The following is an 18,272-nucleotide window of genomic DNA, read 5'->3' as shown; positions in this document are numbered from 1 at the left end:
TCTGATGGTCAGGGGCGGAGAAGGCTTCGCAGGGCGACGGTGGTGACGAGCGCGCCGAGCGTGCCGCCATAGACGAGCTTCAGGATGAGGGCGGCGGGGAGCGCGATGGGGGCGTTGGTCCGGGTGAAGAAGGCAAGCAGGCCGCCCAGCATCGCGCCGCCGGCCGCGAGCAGGAGGGCGCGTAGCAGGACGGGGCGCAGTGGCCGGCCGGACAAGTGCCGCCGGGCGAGGAGCGGGGGGACAAGGGCGCTCATCAGCGCGACGGCGGCGCTTTGGGGGATGAAGTCGAACGCCAGGCCGCCGGGCGCGCCCCAGTTCAAGGGCCGGGAGGCAAGGCCGAAGGTGCCGGTGAAAAAGGCAAGGCTGAGCGCTGCATTGATGAGGAAGCTGATCGCGGCCTCGCGCCGGATCGAGATGGCCCCGGTCACTGGGGCGTGTCTTTGTTCAGCAGTCCGTGCATCCGCAGCCAGCTGGCGAATTGGGGCAGGACGCCGGTGGAAGTGGTGCCGGGGCGGCCGATGCCGAAGCCGTGATCGCCACGTTCATAGGCGTGCAGCTCGACCGGACGGCGGGCGTCGCGCCAGGCTTCGGCGATGGCGAAGCCCTGATTCTTGAACAGGCCATCGTCCATCGCGATGGCTGCGAACATGGGCGGCGCATCGGCCGGTACGGCAACGGCGGTCATCGGGCCGTAAATATAGCCGATGAAGGCGGGGCGGGCGCTGCCCTTTCCTTCCAGCGCGGCGTTCAAGGCCGTCATGGCTCCAGCGGAAAAGCCGATCATGCCGGTGCGGGCGGGATCGATGCGGAACTCCTTCGCGCGGCTGCGGATCAGGGCGAGGGCGGCGAGCGCGTCCTGGGTGGCGCGGGGTTCCTTGACATCCGCTCCGGCCCGGTTGCGGGCGGCCTGGGCCATGCGCTGGCCCAGCGCGGCCATGAAAGCCTTCGGATCGCGCGGCGTTTCGTTGAGGCGGTATTTGAGGACGAAGGCGGCGATGCCCTGATCAGCGAACCAGCGGGCGATATCCTCCCCTTCGCTCGACATGGACAGGGACATGAAGGCTCCGCCGGGCGCGACCACCACGGCCGCGCCGGTCGCCTTGGCGGGATCGGGCAGATAGGGAGTGATGGCCGGGCGGGTGACGTTGCGGACTGTCCGGTTGTCGATCACGACGTTACCATATCTGCCGCTGATACGCTCCCACTGCTCCCTGTCCGCATCCTTCGAAGCGGGGTAGAGCGGGATTTCGGCGAGCTTCGGCCTGGCGGCAGGCTCGATATTCATCTGCGCGGCGGCGGGGGCGGCGATCGCCAGAGCCAGGACGGCCAGGGCCAGATGCTTCATCGATCAGGTCTCCTCTCTTATGTTCCGTCAGACCGCATTGGCGCGCGCGATGGCACCGTAGACAGCCGCGCTTGGCTTGGGAATGCGGGCGAAAGTCTGCGGGTCGAAGCTGTGCAGTCCGAATTTGGGGCGATAGCCGAAGATCCATTCGAAATTGTCGATCAGCGACCAGTGGGAATAGCCGATGACGGGGACGCCGGACGCGATGGTCTTTTGCAGTTCGGCGAGCGCCGCGGGGATGAAACGCGCGCGGATGCTGTCATCATCTGTCCCCACGCCATGTTCGGTGACGAAGATGGGGACGCCAGCCGCCTCATGCGCGTAGCGGACGGCGCCTGCTAGGGAGGGAGCGTAGACTTCCGCGCCGCTATAGTTGAGCTGCGCGCCCCTGGGCGGGGGGAGCTTGCCCTTGCCGCTCCACATATTGCGCTCGTAATTCTGGACGCCCAGGAAATCGTCGGCGCGGGCGGTTTCGAGCCAGTTGCCGTAAAGCTCCCGCCGCTTCGCGTCGCGGATGCTGTTGCGGCCGATGGCCTGATCATCGAACATGGATAGGGAGAGGCCAATGGGAAGGTCGCCGCGCACCGCCTTGATCGCGGCCCTTGCGGCCTTGTGCGCGGGGACGAGGTTCGCCTGCATCGCGTTGAGATCGTCCATGTTGGCGGCGTTAAGGGCGGTGAATTTGGGCGTGCCCATGCGGCGGGCGGCTTCGGCGAGCATGGCCTTTTGCGCTTCGAGCACCTGCGGCGGCAGGACGACGGCGCGCAGGACGAGGAGGATGTTCGGCTCGTTGAAGGTGATGGCGTGGCTGATGCCATCCGCCAGATGCCGGGCGGCGCGGTCGCAGAAGCGGGCGAAAAGCCGGATGCCTTCGCTGTTGGTCCAGCCGCCCATGGCGCTGAACCAGCGGGGCGCGGTGAAGTGGTTGAAGGTGACGACCGGCTTCAGGCCCCGCTCGCGAGCGCCTGCGATCATGCGCTTGTAATGGTCGAGCATGGCGATGGAGAAGAGGCCGGGTTCAGGCTCTATGCGCGCCCATTCGAGCGAGAAGCGATAGCTGTTGAGGCCCATGCCCTTGGCGAGGTCCATGTCCTGCGGCCAAAGGGCGAAGCTGTTGGCGGCGTCGCCGGAGGGCGTGGAGTAGATGGTGGGCTGGATATTTTCGAGCAGCCACTGGTCGCTGGCGACATTATTGCCTTCGACCTGATGCCCGGCGGTGGAGGCGCCCCAGAGGAAGCCTTGCGGAAAGCTGCGGTTGCTCAGCCTGTCGGCGGCGGCGAGCGCGGGGCTGGCGGCGAGCGCCGCGCCGGTGGCGAGCAGGGTCCGGCGGTCGATCATGTCTCTCTCCCTATTTGGGTTTAGTTTGTTGTGTCGTGAATGAAGGCGCTGATTTCGTCGGCAAGGCGGCGGTCGGCCGTGCCGAGATGCATGGGCAGGCTGTAGTGGTTATGGCCGCTGACGATCATGGCGCGCGGCATCGTGCCGTGCCGGGCAAGACGGTCCTGGAGCAGGGCGAGGAATTCCTGCTGGAAACGGGCGGGGTCATGCTGGGCGCAGGCGATGAAGAGGGGCAGGGTGGTGGAGGCCACGGCCTCCAGCGGCATGCGGCCGGGGTAGAGGGACGGGTCGCCATAATAGAGCGTGTCGCGTTCATCGAGCGGGGTGTAGCCGTAGAGGCCGGACAGCAGGATGGCGGCGCGGATATCGGCGGTGCCTGAACGCTTGATATAGCCAGCGGCATGGACCGCGCCTGCCGAGGTTCCGGCGAGGACGATGCGGCCGGGATCGCCGCCATGCTGCGCGGCATTGGCTTTGACCCAGGCGATGACGGATGCGACATCTTCGGGGCCTGCGGGCCACTGGTGATCGGGGGCGAGGCGGTAGTTGGGGACGATGCCGACGAAGCCAGACTGCGCCGCCATGCGGCCAACATTGGCGTTGGGCCAGTTAGTTGCGCTGCCCTTGTCGCCTTTCAGGAAGCCGCCGCCGTGGAGGAAGATGAGGATGGGCGCTGAGAGTGCGCCTTGGGGGGCGTAGAGGTCGAGGCGGTGGCGTTCGTGCGGGCCGTAGGAGATGCCGGTGAAGGAGGCTGGCTGGGATGCGGCCAGCCTCTCCTGTTCTTCGGTGAAGAGATCGCGCACGGATTGCAGCACATCGGGGCCAAGGGATTGGCCCAGAGCCGCGATTTTCGCTGCCATGTCCATGCGCGGCCTCTCCTTCATCAGAATTTGGCGTCGAAGCTCAAGCCGACCTGACGGAAGGACTGGGGACCGTAAATCGCGCCGATATTCTGTTCTCCCGTGTCCGTCGTATAGGGGAAGGCGCTCTGCATGAGTGAGGGTTCATGCACGTTGAACAGGTTCCGCCCGAACACCGCCACGCTGAAGCGATCATCTTCCGTACGGATGCCGATCCGCCCGCCGACCAGCCAATGCGGCCGGAAGGTCGTTTCGCGGTTCGAATTGGCTTCATAGCGGACGCGCGACTTCCACACGGTGTCGACGGCCAGGAAGCCGTTGAACCTGCTGGTGACCGGGGCCTCATATTCTCCCGACAGGGTGAATTTATATTTGGGCGCATAGGCAAGCTGGGTGCCGCCGATATTCGTGCTGTCGGTGCCGAGGAAGCCGCCGGGATAGGTCGCCTTGGCATAGATGAAGCCGGTGTTCAGAGACAGGCCGTCGAAGACCTTGCCGAAGAAGTTGATTTCCGCGCCCCGTGACTTCACGCCGTTGATGTTGCGCTGATCGCAGGAAATGACGCCCGTATTGTCGACCGTGCATTGCTGCGCCTGGAAATTCTTGATCTTGCTGTAGAAGATGCTGAGGTCGGCGACCCAGCCGCCGAACAGCGTCGCCTTGAGACCTGCTTCATAGGATGTCGGGATTTCCGGCAGCACGACATAGGGCAGGCGCGGATTGGCGGCGCTGGAAGCCGGGGTGGCGATCTGGCCGCCCTTGAACCCCCGCGCGGCGGTTGCATAGACCATCATGTTACGGGCGAGGTCATATTGAGCGCCCAGCTTCCAGGAGAAATTATCGACGTCCAGAACCTCCTTCTGCACCGGATCGGCGGCGAATTCGGGGGCGTAATTGAAGCGGTCCAATGACAGCCGGTCGGTCGTGTAGCGGCCGCCCGCGATCAGGCGCAGGGCGGGCGTCAGGTGGAAGGTGCCCTGGCCGAAGAAGGCCAGCGACCGGTCGATGATCGTGTCGTCCGCGCCCGGATTGGACGTGATCGGGATCACGAGACCGGGGAAGGGCACGACCGTAACCGCCAGCGTTTCAGGATCGCGCGTCTGCTTCTGATGCGAGAAGAAAGCGCCAGCGGTATATTCGAAAAACTGATCCGATGGGGAGGAGATGCGGAATTCCTGCGTGAATAGGCTCAGCCGCCGGTTGACCGGACCGTTGGCAACCTGAAGTTCCAGCGGGTCACCCCGGAAAACGAAGCTCGCCGCGCCGAAGCCGGTTTCGCTGCTGCGGCGATAGGCGGTGACGGAGGTGATGGTGAAGGGATCGGCGTCATAATCAAGCTGGAGCGAGCCGCCGTAATTTTCAGTGTGGCCGACATAGGACTGGCTGGTGCAATAATCCTGATTGCCCTCGCGCGGCGTGACGCCGCAGCTTGCAAGGCGGGCGGTGATGCCCACCGGATCGGCGAGCAGTCCGCCAAGCGCCGTGCCCGGCCCGCTGGTCTTCACGAAGGTGAAGAAGTCGCCGCCATTTTCCGCGCGGGATTTGGCATAGTCGCCGATCAGGTTGACGATGAGATTGTCCGTGGGCTCCCACAACAGGCGGCCGCGAACGCCCCAGCGGTCATTGTCGTTGAGCTTTCCGGTGGTCGCGTTGCGGTTGACGCCCTGGCGGAAGTTGGCGACGCCGGAGACGCGAACGGCGGCGTTGGGGGCGAGGGGGATGTTGACGACGCCCTGAAGCACCTGATTGCCGAACTTCGATCCAACGGTGCCCGCGTCGGACAGTTCGCCGCGCAGGCGGGCGGAAAAGCCGCTGGGATCGGGCGCGTTGGTGGTGATGTTGATGACGCCCGCCGAGGTGGTGAGGCCGAACAGGGTGCCCTGCGGACCCTTCAGCACTTCGATGCGGCTGACGTCGAACAGGTCGCTGATGTTCGCATTGCCCTGGCTGACCTGGTCCACGACGACGCCGACCGAAGCGACCGCGCCTGCCGAGAAGGTCTGGGTGCCGATGCCGCGGATCGATCCGCCGCCGCCGGTATTCTGGCCGGGCGCCTGCTGGATTTCAAGGCTGGGCGCGACGCGGTTCAGGTCATTGAGGGTGTTGACCTGCTGCCGTTCCAGCTGCGCCTGATTGGCGACGGTGATGGAGATCGGCACCTCCGTCACCTTTTCCGCCTTGCGCTGGGCAGTGACGATGATGTCCGAGGACGCGTCTTCCGATGCCTGCGGCGATGCCGTGGCGGTATCCTGCGCCATGGCGGGCGTGGCGAGCGCGATCAGGCTGGCGCTGCCCAGCGCTATATGTGTGGTGAACTTGCGCATGATGTTTTCCTCTCCCCTTGTTATTTACTGTTCGTCGATGATGCGATTGGTCAGCGTGCCGATGACGCCGATGCTGATTTCCACCTTGTCGCCCGCCTTCATGTAGAGCTGGGGCTGGCGCTTATCGCCAACGCCGCCGGGGGTGCCGGTGGCGATGACGTCGCCGGGGCTTAAGGGGGTGAAGGCGGAGATATATTCGATGACCGTGGCGATATCCCAGATCATGTCGCTGATCGGCTGATCCTGCACCAGTTCCCCGTTGAGGCGGGTCTGGACGCGCTGCGAAGCGAGGCTGCCCGCCTCGTCCGGCGTCACCAGCGCGGGGCCGAAGCCGCCGGTGCCGGGAAAGGTCTTGCCGGGGGTGAACTGGATATTATGGCGCTGCCAGTCGCGGGCGGAGCCATCATTGAAGCAGGCGTAGCCAGCGACATGGGCCATGGCGTCGGCGCGGGCGACCTTGTGCGCGGGCTTGCCGATGATGACGGCGAGCTCGCCTTCATAGTCGAAGCGGCTGGTGACGCTGGGCTTCACCATCGGCTGGCCGTCCGCGACGAGGCTGTCGGCATAGCGGACGAAGATGGCGGGATGCTCCTTCTGCTCGCGGCCGGTTTCCTTCACATGCTCGGCATAGTTGAGGCCGACGCAGAGGATCTTGGCCGGGTCGGGGATGACCGGCAGCAGGACGATGTCGGCACGGTCGTAGCGGCTGCCTTCGTCGAGGCTCGCGAGATTGCCTGCGGCGAGCGCGGCTTTCAGGCTGGGCGCACCGGTGAGTTCGATGATCGTGCCGCCGTCGAGACGGCCGAAGCTGGGAGTGCCGTCCGGGCGGCGGAAGCTCATGTAACGCATCAGGCTTGTTCCTCATTGAGGGGCTGCGGGGTCCAGTCGCGGCGGTGGCGGAATTTTTCCTCGGCGGCGCGGAGCCCTGCGAAATCCTTGTCGGACATGCCCCACTGGTCGATGCGGCCTTCGGGCCAGGTCCAGTCTTCCGGCGCGCCCGGCTGATAGTCGTCCGCCACCTTTTCGACGGCGGTGGAAAATTCGATCACCGGGCCGAAGGGGGCGATGAAATAAGCGAAGACGTTCGCGCCGGGGCCATGGCGGCCGGGGCCCCAGGCGGGGGCCATGCCATGGTCGCGCAGGCGGCCGATGCCGCGCATCACCGCGTCCATGTCCGCCATCTCAAAGGCGATGTGATTGAGCGAGGAAAAGCCCGCGCGGGCGAAGGCGGTCGAGTGATGGGATTCGTTGCAGCGGACGAAGACCATGCCCTTCGTCCGGTCGGAGACGCGAAAGCCCAGCGCTTGTTCGATCAGGGCGCCGGTGGCTTCGGCATCGGTCGCGTTGAACACGACGTGGGTGAGCTTTACGGGAAGGTCCTTGCCTTCGAGCGGGGCGGCCTCGCTCGCATCGGCGAGGAAGCGGAACAGTTCGCCCTCGGCCAGTTCGACGATGATGCCATGGCCGCCTCCGGGATCTTCCGAGGTGACGGGCCGGGCAGGGAGCTTGGCGCGCGCGATGCTGGCTTTGAGGTCTTCCAGCCGTTCCGGCGAGCAGGTGAAGGTGGTGGAGCGGACATAGGGCTCCGCCGACTCTTCGAGCGCGACGAGATAGGGGAAGGGGCCGGAACCGCGCAGATAATGGGTGCCGCCCCGGACTTCGGCAGGGGCCATGCCCCATATGCCGGTCAGGAAAGCGGCGGCCTCCGCGGCGTGGGGCAGCGCCAGTTCGATGCTGCGTAGCTTCATGATTGCGCTCCGTAAGTAAGGCCGGCGGCGGTGATCCCGGCGATGGCGCAGGCTTCGTCCATGTCGCCGGTGTCGCCGCTGGTCCCGGCGGCGCCGATCATTCGCCCTTCCAGATCGCGAATGATGACGCCGCCGGGTGACAGAGCGAGCTGGCCGCCGGTGACGGCCACCACGCTCTGAAAGAAGGCGGGGTTGGAGGCGGCGCGGGTCGCGATGGTCCGTGTGTCCGCCCCCATCCCCAGTGCGCCCGAGGCTTTTGCCCTGGCTATGTCGAAGCGGAAGAGGCTGGCCCCATCCTCACGCGCGAAGGCGACGGGGTGCGCGCCTGCGTCCAGGATGATGATGGCGAGCGGCTGTGCATCCTGCGCGCGGGCGTGGGCGAGCGCGGCGTCGATGATCGAACGGGCCTGGGCCAGGGTGATTGTCATGGCCGGAGCTTTCCTTCCCATATGGTGATGAGGTCGGCAGGCTCGCCGGTGCCGAAGACATAATGGTCGGGGCGGACGAGCACGGCTTCTGCGCCTTGCGCGTCCAGCCAGTCATCGATCGCATGATTGTCGTCGAGACCGGCGGTCGGGACGACTGTCACTCCATCGGGGGCACCGGCGGGAATACGGGTGAAAAGACGCCATCCGCCGCCGGTCATGTCGTCCAGCAGGCGGCCTGCGACGGTGGGCTGGATGAACCGTTCGCCCGCGCCCGGCGTCCCCGCCGCAATGATGCCCGCCTCGATGGGTGGAATGAGGTCGGCGGCGGTGCCGTGCGGCACGTCCCTGGCCGCATCGCGCATCCTGGCGTCGCGCGTGGCGGCCGCGCCGGGATCGAGCATGCAGATATAGCGGCCCGCGTCCACGGCGGCGGAAATGACGGCGCGCACATGCGGATCACGCTCCGCCTGATAGCTGTCGAGCAAGGCTTCGGGCGCGCGGCCCGCCAGCACCAGTTCCAGTTTCCAGGCGAGGTTGGCGATGTCGCGCAGGCCGTGGCACATGCCCTGACCGAAAAAGGGAGGCGTCTGGTGCGCGGCGTCCCCGGCCAGGAAGACGCGCCCCTTGCGCCATTCATCGGCGATGAGGCCATGAAAGCGGTAAGTCGCCGCGCGGACGATCCGGTGGGGCACGCCGTCCAGATAGGGGGCGAGCAGGGCAGTAACGGCGGCGGGCTCCATCATCGCGGCATCATCCTCACCGGGAAGGAGCATGAATTCCCAGCGGCGGTGATTGCCCCGGCCGGGCACGATGGTGGCGGGACGACGGGGATCGCACATCATCACCGACAGATTTTGCAGGTCGGCTGCTTCGGGCACGCCCCACAGGTCCGGGAAGCGGACAGGGCCGTCCACCTCGGCATCGACCACCAGCCAGGGTTCCTCGAAATCCAGATCGTCGAGCGTCACGCCCAGCGTCTTGCGGACCGTGCTGCGCGATCCGTCGCAGGCGATGACGTAGCGGGCGCGTTCCCTGCGGCCGCCTTGCAGCGTCAGGGTGACGCCATCCTCCCCCTGTTCCAGCGTTTCGAAGGCTGATCCGAAGCACAGGCGCACATTGGGCAGGTCCGTCAGCGCGTCGCGAAGATGCTCCTCCAGTTCGGGCTGATAGAAGAAATAATCGCTGGACCAGCTGAAAGGGCGGGGGCGGCCGACCGTACCCATGTAGCGGATGACGCCGTGATCCGCGCCGACATGCAGATGGCCTTCGGTATCGCGCATGTCGCCCGCCACCCGGCCGATCACGCCCGCCGACTGGAACAGGCGCATCATTTCATGATCGAGATGGACGGCGCGGGGCAGGGGATAGGGATGCGCTTCCTTTTCCACCAGCAGGATGGAAAGCCCCGCCTGTCCCAGCAGGTTCGCTGCAAATGCCCCTACCGGGCCGCATCCGATGATGGCGACGTCGAACATTGTGTCGAATGGCTCGCTTTTTGGTTCAGGCCGTGGCCGTCCGGGCGGCCGGGGCCTTGTGCATCCGGCCGCCCTGCATGATCATGATAAGGCGCGCCGGGTCCTGAAGGATGGCGGCATCCTGCGTGGGATCGCCGTCCACCAGCAGCAGGTCGGCAAGATAGCCTTCGCGGACAAGGCCTACCGGCTGCCCCATCAACTGGCCGCCCAGCATGGTGGCGGCGCTCAGCGCTTCGGCGGGGGTGAAGCCGTAATAATCCACGAAATGCTGGAGGTCGCGGGCGTTGCGGCCATGGGGATTGAAGGGGAAACCATAATCGCCGCCTATGAGGATGCGAACGCCCCGGCGCTTGAGTTCCGGGACGATGTTCGCCTCCAGTTGCAGCCGTTCGGTGGCGCTATCCTTCATGGCGCGCATGTCGATATGGGGCGGGGGCGCAGCCTCCAGCGCGGCGACCGAAACGCCGGGGCCGGGCGCGTAGAAGAAATCATCCTTATGCGCTGCCATGAAGTCGATCGCGGCTTCATCGGCGAAGGAGCAGTGATAGAGGATGCGCGCGCCAGCCTTGATCGCCAGGCTGATGGCGCGGCCGCTGTAGCTGTGGGCGGCGATCCAGAGGCCGTTCGCCCTGGCGGCTTCGCCTGCGGCCTCGATTTCCTCTTCGGTGTAGAGAATGTCCTGCGCCGAGCCGGGCTTGAGCGCATCTTCGCCGGAGATGACGAGCTTCACCGACTTGACGCCGGTGTCCCGGCAATGGGCCATGAAAGCGCGCATCGCATCGGGGCCGCGTCCGTTGAAGACGTCGCCGGTCTCCACGCCTTCCTCGCCCTCCGGGCTGCGCTCCAGCGTCGAGGGGACGAGGCGGGGACCGGGCGTTTCCCCGGCTTCGATCGCGCGGGCGAGGTCCGGTTCGATATCCTCGCCCAGCGCGCCTGCGGAATAGGCGCTGGTGAAGCCATGGTCGATCAGGACGCGGGCGTTGCGCCAGGCGGCGGCCTTCAGCTCATCGGCCGGGAGGAGGAATTGATGGTAGATTTTCTCGACCGACGAGCCCCAGCTGAGATGGCAATGGGCGTCGACCATGCCGGGCATGAGCGTTGCGCCGCCGCCGTTGATCCGCACATCGGCGGCGATGGCGTCGAGATCCGCGTACGGGGACAGGATGGCGGCGATCCTGTCGCCTTCCACCAGCACGGCTCCGGGAACGAGCGCGCTGCCTGTCCCGTCAAAGATGCGCACATCATGGATAAGCTGCCGCACGTTCCACTCTCCCGGCCTTGTCATTCTGGCGGGGACGTCATGCGCCAAATTTCCATCAAGGAAAAATAATCATTCTTGGGCAGGATATAGGCCAGAACTATGGATGAGATAGTCCAGCAGCCGCTGCCCCATGCCCGTGAGCGGCCTGCCCTTGATCTTCCTTATGCCGATGCTGCGCGGGAAGACGGCTTCCTTGACAGCGATGGCGCGCAGCACGCCGATGGACAGTTCGGCGGCGGCGACCTGCCTAGGTAAGATGGTGACGCGGCTGGTGCTGCGCACGATCGCCTTGGTCGAAAGGAGGGAATCGCAGCGGATGCTGTCGCGCGGCACCGGGGCGTCCGCCGCCAGAAACAGCGCGTCGATCTGCCGGCGGAAAGCGCCGCGCGCTTCGGGCAGCACCCAGCGCAGGCCGGCCACTTCCTTCAACGACAATTGGCTGGGCAGATGCTCATTGGCGCGTCCGACGATCAGGGAAAAGGGGTCCTGGGAAAGGGTCAGCTCATCCAGATCATCGGGCGGCACGTCGATGCCGGTCGTGACGAAGGCGAGTTCGATTTCCCCCTGCCGCAGCAGCGATGCGAGATCGGAATCGGCCCGTTCCATCACGTGCAGCGCGAAGTCGCCGACCTCTTCCTCCAGATAGCGCACCGCGCCGGGCAGCAGGCTGACCAGCGCGCCGGGCGTTCCGCCGACCCGCAGCGGCCCGGTGATCCCGCGTTTGAAGAGGCGCAGTTCCTCATCGGCATCCTTGATCAGGCTGTCGAGCGCCTGCGCGCGGCGGAGCAGGACGCGCCCCTCCGGCGTCAGCGCGATCCCGGCGCGCGACCGTTCCAGCAGCGGCGTGCCCACCGACTGCTCCAGCTGGGCGATGGCGATGGAGACCGATGGCTGCGATATGTTGAGCAGCCTTGCGCCGCCGCTGATCGAATTGGCGCGGCACACGGCCAGGAAGGTGCGAAGCGCCTTGGGATCGATCATGTTCGGCCGCGCCTCTCCTGTCTCGCGAGACCGCCTGACTAGCGCGCTTTGCGAAAGCGGGTCAAACCTTGTGGCAGCCCACGGCTCAGCGGGTCTATGCCTGCGCCCCGCTGCTGCCTATACGGATCACTTGCGAACCGGATTGCAGAGGAGCGGATGTGACCGAAGGTTCAGTTGAAGGCGCGCGCAAGGCGCGTTCGCCCGGCATCAAGCTCCTGTTCGCGGCCCTGGTCGCGCTGGCGCTGATCGTGCCCCTGATGCTGGTCTATGCGCTTGTCTGGGACCGGCAGAACCAGTCGCGGACCGCGCAGGACGCCATCAATGCGGGGTGGGGCGGGCCGCAGATCATCGCTGGCCCGGTGATCGTCGTCCCCTTTCGCACCACGCAGCAGCAATCGGAACAGGTCAACGGGCAGACCGTGTCCCGCGCGGTCGAGGTCGAAAAGCTGCTCTACATCTCGCCGGTCGAAAATATCGTCACCACCACCGTCGGGCCGGAGGAGCGGCGCAAATCCATCTATCGCAGCGTGTTGTATGATGCGCGGGTGAAGGGAACCGCGCGCTTTGCCTTGCCGCAGGATCTGCCGCGCTTCGGCATCTCCGCCGACCGGTTGCTGTGGGAGCGCGCGGAACTGCGCATGGGCGCTTCGGACGCGCGCGGGCTGACCAATGGCGGTTCCCTGTCCGCCGGGGGCAAGGCGCTGGCGGTGCAGCCGGGCAAGGGACCGGGATCGACAGGCGGTCAGGGCTTCTTCGCCTTCCTCCCCTGGACGGGCGAGGGGCAGTTGAGCGTCGCCTATGATTTCGGCCTGCGCGGCAGCCGGTCATTGAGCCTTGTGCCGCGCGGCGGCACGACCCGGTGGGACGTGTCGTCAAGCTGGCCGAGCCCAAGTTTCGGCGGTGCCTTCCTGCCGGAAAAGCGCGACATTTCGGACAAGGGGTTCGCGGCGCATTATGCGATCGACAAGCTGGCGCTGGGCCAGCCGCCCGTGGCGATGGAGGATCTGGGGCCGCCGCTTCTGGATGATCCGGTCAGCCTGTCCGTGACGGCCGCGCGGCCTGCGGAAGCCATCGGCGGCAGTTCGCAGGCCGTCACCGTCGGGCTGGTCGAGCCGGTCAACCTTTATTCCAAGGTGGACCGGTCAGTGAAATATGGCTTCCTGTTCATCGGCTTCACCTTTCTGGCGTTCCTGCTGTTCGACATCGTCGGCGGCGCGCGTGTCGCGGCGGCGGAATATCTGCTGACCGGCGCGGCGCTGGTGCTGTTCTTCGTGCTGCTGCTCGCCTTCGCCGAACTGATCGGGTTCACCGCCGCCTATATCGCGGGCGCGGGCACGATCATCGCCCTGCTTTCCGCCTATAGCGCAGCAGTCCTGAAAAGCTGGAAACGCGGCCAGTTCATAGGAGCGTTGCTGACCGGCCTTTACGCATTGCTATTCGTGCTCCTCAATCTGGAGGCATGGTCGCTGCTCATCGGATCGGTCCTGCTGCTGATCGCGCTTGCAAGCGTGATGTACGCGACGCGCAATGTGGATTGGAGCAATGTCGGGCAAGGGAAGCCGTTGTGAAACCCAGCTTTCGCGGATGTTAAGGAAATCTTGGTTTGCGCTAAAAACTCTACTTGCTATGTAGAGAATGCCTTTGCGGTGTGCGTGGCTTCGCACCGGATGATGACATTGGCAGGCCCGCGGCTTTTGAAGGGATGCAGCTTGCTCCGCGTGACCAACGGCTAAAGCGCACGAGCCAGGGCGGCTACGCCAGGATCGTGTTCCCCCACCATGTTGGGAGTGAAGCGATGCGCGAATTTTCAATGCAGGCCTGAGTCCCCGCCTTCCGGGGCCGTGACCCAAATGGCGGCCGGGCGCGTGCGCGATCCTGTCTGCCCCTCTCCATCCTTTCATGCCTGCGCCTGAGCGCGGGAGAAGGAGGCATCATGCCTGAACGAACCCTTGGCGACCGCAATTCCGGCCCATCCCGTTATCCCGTCTCCCTGCTCCAGGCTGCTGCTGCGCTTTATGGCGCCGCCGCGCTGGAGGGGATTGCCCGTCCTGACGCCAATGCGGGACCGGCATTCAAACCACGCAAGACGTCGAGAGGGTAGATTGTTGGCCGCGGTCGGCGTCCTTGCCCTCAGAGCGTGGTTTTGGCGATTTCATCACAAGCCAGCCTGTGGCGGCCGTAAACGGATGTTGATTGCAAAGTCCGGTGAAGCCGCCATAAGCTCCGGCAATGGACGACACGACAAAGGCCATCATCCTGAGCGTGATAGAGCGCGCTCCCCAATGGCTCCGCCATGACCTTGATTCCAAGGATCAAGCGGTTCGCAGCCGGGCCGAGGAAACGCTGGCGGCGATAGTCGCTGATGGGCTGGCCCATGGCGGAAAGCAGGCCGGGAAGGATTGAGGGCATCCGGCCGGGGCGCGATGCCCTATGCGCGGGACATATCCCGCATCGCCTGCCCGGCCTGATGTCCGTTTCGAGCGGGTGACCGGATCAGGGCTGGCCGGGAATGCCGGTGATGCGAATGCCTGCGCCGTTCGCGACCTTGTAGCGCTTGTTGATGGCGATCAGGACCGATGTGAGGGCTTCCGCCGCTGCTGAATTGGCGAGCGGCCCGGCGTGCCAGGCGGTGATGCCGATCGCCTTTGCCAGCTGGCACACGGTTTCGCGCGCGTCGACATCGTCGCCAGCGACCAGCACGTCGCAATTGACGGGCTCGTCCAGGGTGGAGAGCTGATGCGCGGCGACGTTCTGGAAGGCGGAGACGACGCGGACGCCTTCGCCCAGTTCGCGTTGCAGCGCCTCTACCGCCGATCCGCCTTCGGGCAGTTGCACGCGTGCGACCTTGGGCGGCATGAGCGGGACGGTGACGTCGATCAGAATCTTGCCTTCGATTTCGGAACGCACCTCGCGCGCCAGCGCCCGTTGCGCGGCGTAGGGCACGGCGATCACGACGATCTCGCCAGCGGCGGCCGCCTCGGCATTGCTGGCGCCGGTCACATCGCCGCCTGATGCGCGCGCAAGCTCGCCGGCGGCTTCGGCCGCGCGCGCGGCGTCGCGGGAGCCGATCACGACCCTGTACCCCGCCCGCGCCCAGCGCGCGGCGAGGCCAGCGCCTTCATGCCCGGTGCCGCCCAGAACCGCGATGCTTGGCTTTGCGTGCGTCATGCTCGTTCGATTACCTCCAAAACTCTGTGCTGCCGCCGCCGTGGCGGCATCTGTTCTGCGGCGGCCAGCGGCGCTGCGTTCCGCCCGGCCCCCATGCGTTCGGCCGGAACCGCGCGGTAGAGCGTGTCGCGCTGGCGAGGCGTGCGGCCCGCCGCCCGGATCACGCGCTCCATGACATAAGGCGGCCATTCCTGACCGTGCGCCGCGCCCGCCGCGCGTGAAATGCTCTCGTCCATCAACGTGCCGCCCAGATCATTGACCCCGGCGGCCAGGACGGCGCGCACGCCCGCTTCGCCCATCTTCACCCAGGACGCCTGGATATTCGGGATCAGCGGATGCAGCACCAGACGGGCGACCGCATGCATCAGCACCGCCTCACGGAAAGTCGGGCCGGGACGCGCCCGGCCTTTCAGATAGATGGGCGCTTCCATGGCGACGAAGGGCAGGGGCACGAATTCGGTGAAGCCGCCAGTGCGCGCCTGCAAGGCACGGATCGCGAGCAGGTGGCGCGCCTGATGCTCCGCGCGTTCGATATGGCCGTACATGATCGTCGCGGTCGTGCGCAGGCCAGCCTGATGCGCCGCCTCGATCGTGTCCAGCCACTCCCCCGCTGTCAGCTTTTCGGGGCACAGGCTGTCCCGCACATCGTCGCACAATATCTCGGCGGCGGTGCCGGGCAGGCTGCCCAGCCCGGCGTCGCGCAGCATCGACAGGAAGGCGGGCACCCCGATCCCGAGCGAGACCGCGCCGTGGCGCACCTCCAGCGGCGAGAAGGCGTGGACATGGATGCTAGGCGCGCCAGCCTTTGCCGCCGCCAGCAGATCAAGATAGGTCTGGCCGGTATAGCGCGGATGGATGCCGCCCTGCATGCACACTTCGGTCGCGCCGCGCGCCCATGCCTCCGCCGTGCGGCGCGTGACTTCGGCCAAGTCGAGATCATAGGCCGGGCCGCGCAGCTCGGCGGCGGTCTTACCCTTCGAAAAGGCGCAGAAGGCGCATTTGTGGAAGCAGATGTTGGTGTAGTTGATGTTGCGGTTGACGGCGAAGCTGACCGCGTCGCCCACTGTGGCAGCCCGCAGCCTGTCAGCGGCGGCGCAGACCGCGCTTACGTCCTCGCCCCGCGCCCCCAGCAGGGCCGTCACGGTGGCTTCTTGGGGCGGTTCCCCACGGCTCAGCGCCGTCAGCGCCCCAGCAACGCGCGGGTCGCGGGGTTGGCGAGCGCTGGTGAGATGCAGGGCGGGGACAGGCATCGCGGCCCCCACGCGCCACCCGTCGACGCGCGGCAGGCCGTGCGTGTCGATTGCTTCGCGCAGGCGGCCATGCAGTCCGGGCGCCTGCCAGCGGTCGAGGTCGAGCAGATAGGGCGGATGCGCCGCCAGCCGTTCGGCAAGGATGCCGCCATGCGCCTGCGTTTCGTCATGCAGACGGGTGAGGGCGGGCCAGGGCGCTTCGGGATTGACGTGATCGGGCGTCACCGGCGACACGCCGCCCCAATCGTTGATGCCCGCCGCGATCAGCGCGCCAAAGCCGCTGCCCGCAAGATTGGGCGGCGCCTGGATCGTCATTTCCGCGCCGAAGGCAAGCCTTGCCACCGCGATCGTCCAAAGCAGTTCGTCACGGTCCGGCTCCTGCGCGAAGGCCATGCGGGTGTCCGCCTTGGCGCGGAAATTCTGGACGATGATTTCCTGAATATGGCCATGCTGCCGGTGCAGGCCGCGCAGCGCCAGCAGCGCGTCGATCCGTTCCGCGCGGCTTTCGCCCAGGCCGATCAATATGCCGCTGGTGAAGGGCACGCGCGCTTCGCCCGCCAGCCGGATGGTTTCCAGCCGCGCCGCGGGCATCTTGTCGGGGGAGCCGAAATGCGGGCCTCCCCGCGCGGTCAGGCTTTCCGCCGTCCCTTCCAGCATCAGCCCTTGCGAGATGGTGACGTCGCGCAGTGCGGCGATGTCCGCTGCCGTCATCACGCCGGGATTGGCGTGGGGGAACAGGCCGGTTTCCGCCAGCACGAGGCGGCACATCGCGGCGAGATAGTCGATGGTGCTGGCATGGCCCAGCCGCGCCAGTTCTTCGCGCGCCGCCCGGTAGCGCAGTTCGGGCTTGTCGCCCAGCGTGAACAGCGCCTCCCGGCACCCCGCCGCTTCGCCCGCGCGGGCGATCGCCAGCACTTCGTCCGGGGTCAGGTAGCAATTTTCCCCCGGACGGGGCGGCCGGGCGAAGGTGCAATAGGAACAGACGTCCCGGCACAGGCGCGTCAGGGGGATGAACACCTTGCGCGAATAGGTGACGAGCGCGCCGAACCCTTCATCGCGCACCGCTGCCGCGCGCGCCATCAGCACGTCGAGCGGCTCGCGCGCGGCCATGCGCCGCAGTTCCGCTTCGCTGGGGAGAGGCTTGCTCATGGGGCCTTCGCGCTCAGAGTTTCGCGATCACCTCGTCGGCGAAGCGCTTGAGATCGTCTATCTTGCCGGACAGGGGCTGCGTGTCCTCCTCCACCGCATAGAGGTTCCGGAACGCGACCGGCATGTCGGTGACGCCCAGATCCTCATGCCGCTTCACCGCATCGGCATCGATCCTGCCCATCGCCGTCGCGAACAGGCGGAACGGCTTGTCCTGCGTTCCCGCTTCGGCGCGGTAGCCGTTGATCTTGGCGACCATGCCCGCCAGTTCGTCGGTGCCGCCATTGCCGCCCGCATACATGAACCCGTCATTCTGCGCCGCGCGCCTCAGCGCCGCGTCGGAAAAGCCGCCGATCAGGATCGGCAGGGGCTTGCCGGGGACGGGATTGATCTTGACCGGGGGCAGATCGTAAAATTCGCCGTGAAATTCGAAATAGCCGCCCGCGCACAGGCCCCGGACGATGGCGATGCATTCGTCGAAGCGCTTGCCGCGCTTGGCATAGGGGACGCCCATGGCGGCGTAATCCTCCGGCCAGACCGACAGGCCGACGCCCAGGTTGAAACGGTCGCCGGTCAGCGCGGCGATCGAAGAGGCGAGCTTGGCCGAATAGAGCGGCGGGCGGACGGGCAGCTTCACGACATTGGTCGTCATTTCCAGCGTCTTCGTGGCGACGCCGATCGCGGTCGCCAGGATGAAGCTTTCGATGAAGGGCTTGTTCTCCAGAAATTCGCGGCCGCCATCGTCGGTATAGCTGTAGCTGGTATCGGACGCCTGCGGATAGATGAGGCTGTCGGGGATGGTGAAACCGGCATAGCCGTTCGCCTCGGCCGCCTGCGCCAGGGGAATATAATTGGCGATGGGGGTCATGCTTTCTGCATAGTGAAATCGCATCCTGCTCTCCCGTTTTTTGGCGCGATGGGGGTGGCCCCGCGGCAGGTGATTCTGCT

Annotated in this window: 17 protein-coding genes; 3 read left to right on the top strand and 14 right to left on the bottom strand. The window is 66.2% G+C overall.

Annotated features, from left to right (window positions below):
* Window positions 1-8: 8 nt before the first annotated feature.
* From ET21_RS0111315 to ET21_RS0111265, 11 genes are all read right to left on the bottom strand, one after another.
* The gene (locus tag ET21_RS0111315) at window positions 9-428 is read right to left on the bottom strand and encodes a hypothetical protein (protein WP_030539772.1); all 420 of its coding nucleotides are present in this window, start codon (window positions 426-428) and stop codon (window positions 9-11) included.
* Complete coding sequence (locus tag ET21_RS0111310) at window positions 425-1,345, bottom strand: alpha/beta hydrolase (RefSeq protein WP_030539771.1); 921 nt, start codon at window positions 1,343-1,345, stop codon at window positions 425-427. The genes ET21_RS0111315 and ET21_RS0111310 overlap by 4 nt, the downstream gene beginning before the upstream one ends.
* 27 nt (window positions 1,346-1,372) lie before the next feature.
* Window positions 1,373-2,683, bottom strand: coding sequence for a family 1 glycosylhydrolase (locus ET21_RS0111305; protein ID WP_030539770.1), 1,311 nt, complete (start codon window positions 2,681-2,683; stop codon window positions 1,373-1,375).
* Between the two features lie 20 nt (window positions 2,684-2,703).
* Entirely contained in the window at window positions 2,704-3,549 is an 846-nt protein-coding gene (locus tag ET21_RS0111300) for an alpha/beta hydrolase (protein WP_030539769.1), read from the bottom strand.
* Between the two features lie 17 nt (window positions 3,550-3,566).
* A complete protein-coding gene (locus tag ET21_RS0111295) occupies window positions 3,567-5,867 on the bottom strand; it encodes a TonB-dependent receptor (RefSeq protein ID WP_030539768.1) in 2,301 nt (766 codons plus the stop codon).
* A gap of 24 nt (window positions 5,868-5,891) precedes the next feature.
* Window positions 5,892-6,716, bottom strand: coding sequence for a fumarylacetoacetate hydrolase family protein (locus ET21_RS0111290; protein ID WP_030539767.1), 825 nt, complete (start codon window positions 6,714-6,716; stop codon window positions 5,892-5,894).
* On the bottom strand, window positions 6,716-7,615 hold the full coding sequence (locus tag ET21_RS0111285) for a VOC family protein (protein WP_030539766.1): 900 nt from the start codon (window positions 7,613-7,615) through the stop codon (window positions 6,716-6,718). Before ET21_RS0111285 ends, ET21_RS0111290 begins: the two co-directional genes overlap by 1 nt.
* The gene (locus tag ET21_RS0111280) at window positions 7,612-8,043 is read right to left on the bottom strand and encodes a heme-binding protein (protein ID WP_030539765.1); all 432 of its coding nucleotides are present in this window, start codon (window positions 8,041-8,043) and stop codon (window positions 7,612-7,614) included. Before ET21_RS0111280 ends, ET21_RS0111285 begins: the two co-directional genes overlap by 4 nt.
* On the bottom strand, window positions 8,040-9,518 hold the full coding sequence (locus ET21_RS0111275) for a bifunctional 3-(3-hydroxy-phenyl)propionate/3-hydroxycinnamic acid hydroxylase (RefSeq protein WP_030539764.1): 1,479 nt from the start codon (window positions 9,516-9,518) through the stop codon (window positions 8,040-8,042). Before ET21_RS0111275 ends, ET21_RS0111280 begins: the two co-directional genes overlap by 4 nt.
* A 25-nt stretch (window positions 9,519-9,543) precedes the next feature.
* Window positions 9,544-10,779 (bottom strand): amidohydrolase family protein, encoded by a 1,236-nt coding sequence (locus tag ET21_RS0111270; protein ID WP_030539763.1) that lies wholly within the window; start codon window positions 10,777-10,779, stop codon window positions 9,544-9,546.
* Between the two features lie 69 nt (window positions 10,780-10,848).
* Window positions 10,849-11,760, bottom strand: a complete 912-nt coding sequence (locus ET21_RS0111265; RefSeq protein ID WP_030539762.1) for a LysR family transcriptional regulator — start codon at window positions 11,758-11,760, stop codon at window positions 10,849-10,851.
* Between the two features lie 158 nt (window positions 11,761-11,918).
* Here ET21_RS0111265 and creD point away from each other — a divergent pair, with 158 nt between their 5' ends.
* The 3 genes from creD to ET21_RS28180 all read left to right on the top strand — a co-directional run bounded on the left by creD (window position 11,919) and on the right by ET21_RS28180 (window position 14,163).
* Complete coding sequence (gene creD / locus ET21_RS0111260; RefSeq protein ID WP_030539761.1) at window positions 11,919-13,328, top strand: cell envelope integrity protein CreD; 1,410 nt, start codon at window positions 11,919-11,921, stop codon at window positions 13,326-13,328.
* 365 nt (window positions 13,329-13,693) lie between these two features.
* Entirely contained in the window at window positions 13,694-13,861 is a 168-nt protein-coding gene (locus ET21_RS27680) for a hypothetical protein (RefSeq protein WP_156029125.1), read from the top strand.
* A 128-nt stretch (window positions 13,862-13,989) separates the two neighbouring features.
* Window positions 13,990-14,163 (top strand): DUF6771 family protein, encoded by a 174-nt coding sequence (locus tag ET21_RS28180; protein WP_193378973.1) that lies wholly within the window; start codon window positions 13,990-13,992, stop codon window positions 14,161-14,163.
* Window positions 14,164-14,253: 90 nt separating this feature from the next.
* Here ET21_RS28180 and npdG read toward each other — a convergent pair whose 3' ends face one another.
* The 3 genes from npdG to ET21_RS0111240 all read right to left on the bottom strand — a co-directional run bounded on the left by npdG (window position 14,254) and on the right by ET21_RS0111240 (window position 18,192).
* Complete coding sequence (npdG, locus tag ET21_RS0111250) at window positions 14,254-14,928, bottom strand: NADPH-dependent F420 reductase (protein WP_030539760.1); 675 nt, start codon at window positions 14,926-14,928, stop codon at window positions 14,254-14,256.
* A complete protein-coding gene (cofH, locus tag ET21_RS0111245; RefSeq protein ID WP_237751544.1) occupies window positions 14,925-17,258 on the bottom strand; it encodes a 5-amino-6-(D-ribitylamino)uracil--L-tyrosine 4-hydroxyphenyl transferase CofH in 2,334 nt (777 codons plus the stop codon). The genes npdG and cofH overlap by 4 nt, the downstream gene beginning before the upstream one ends.
* Before the next feature lie 82 nt (window positions 17,259-17,340).
* Window positions 17,341-18,192: an LLM class flavin-dependent oxidoreductase gene (locus ET21_RS0111240; protein WP_237751542.1), complete on the bottom strand. Its 852-nt coding sequence runs from the start codon at window positions 18,190-18,192 to the stop codon at window positions 17,341-17,343.
* Window positions 18,193-18,272: the final 80 nt, after the last annotated feature.

The organism is Sphingobium sp. DC-2 (assembly GCF_000722555.1).
Classification (GTDB): domain Bacteria; phylum Pseudomonadota; class Alphaproteobacteria; order Sphingomonadales; family Sphingomonadaceae; genus Sphingobium; species Sphingobium quisquiliarum.
This window is presented reverse-complemented; position numbering and strand designations above follow the sequence as displayed.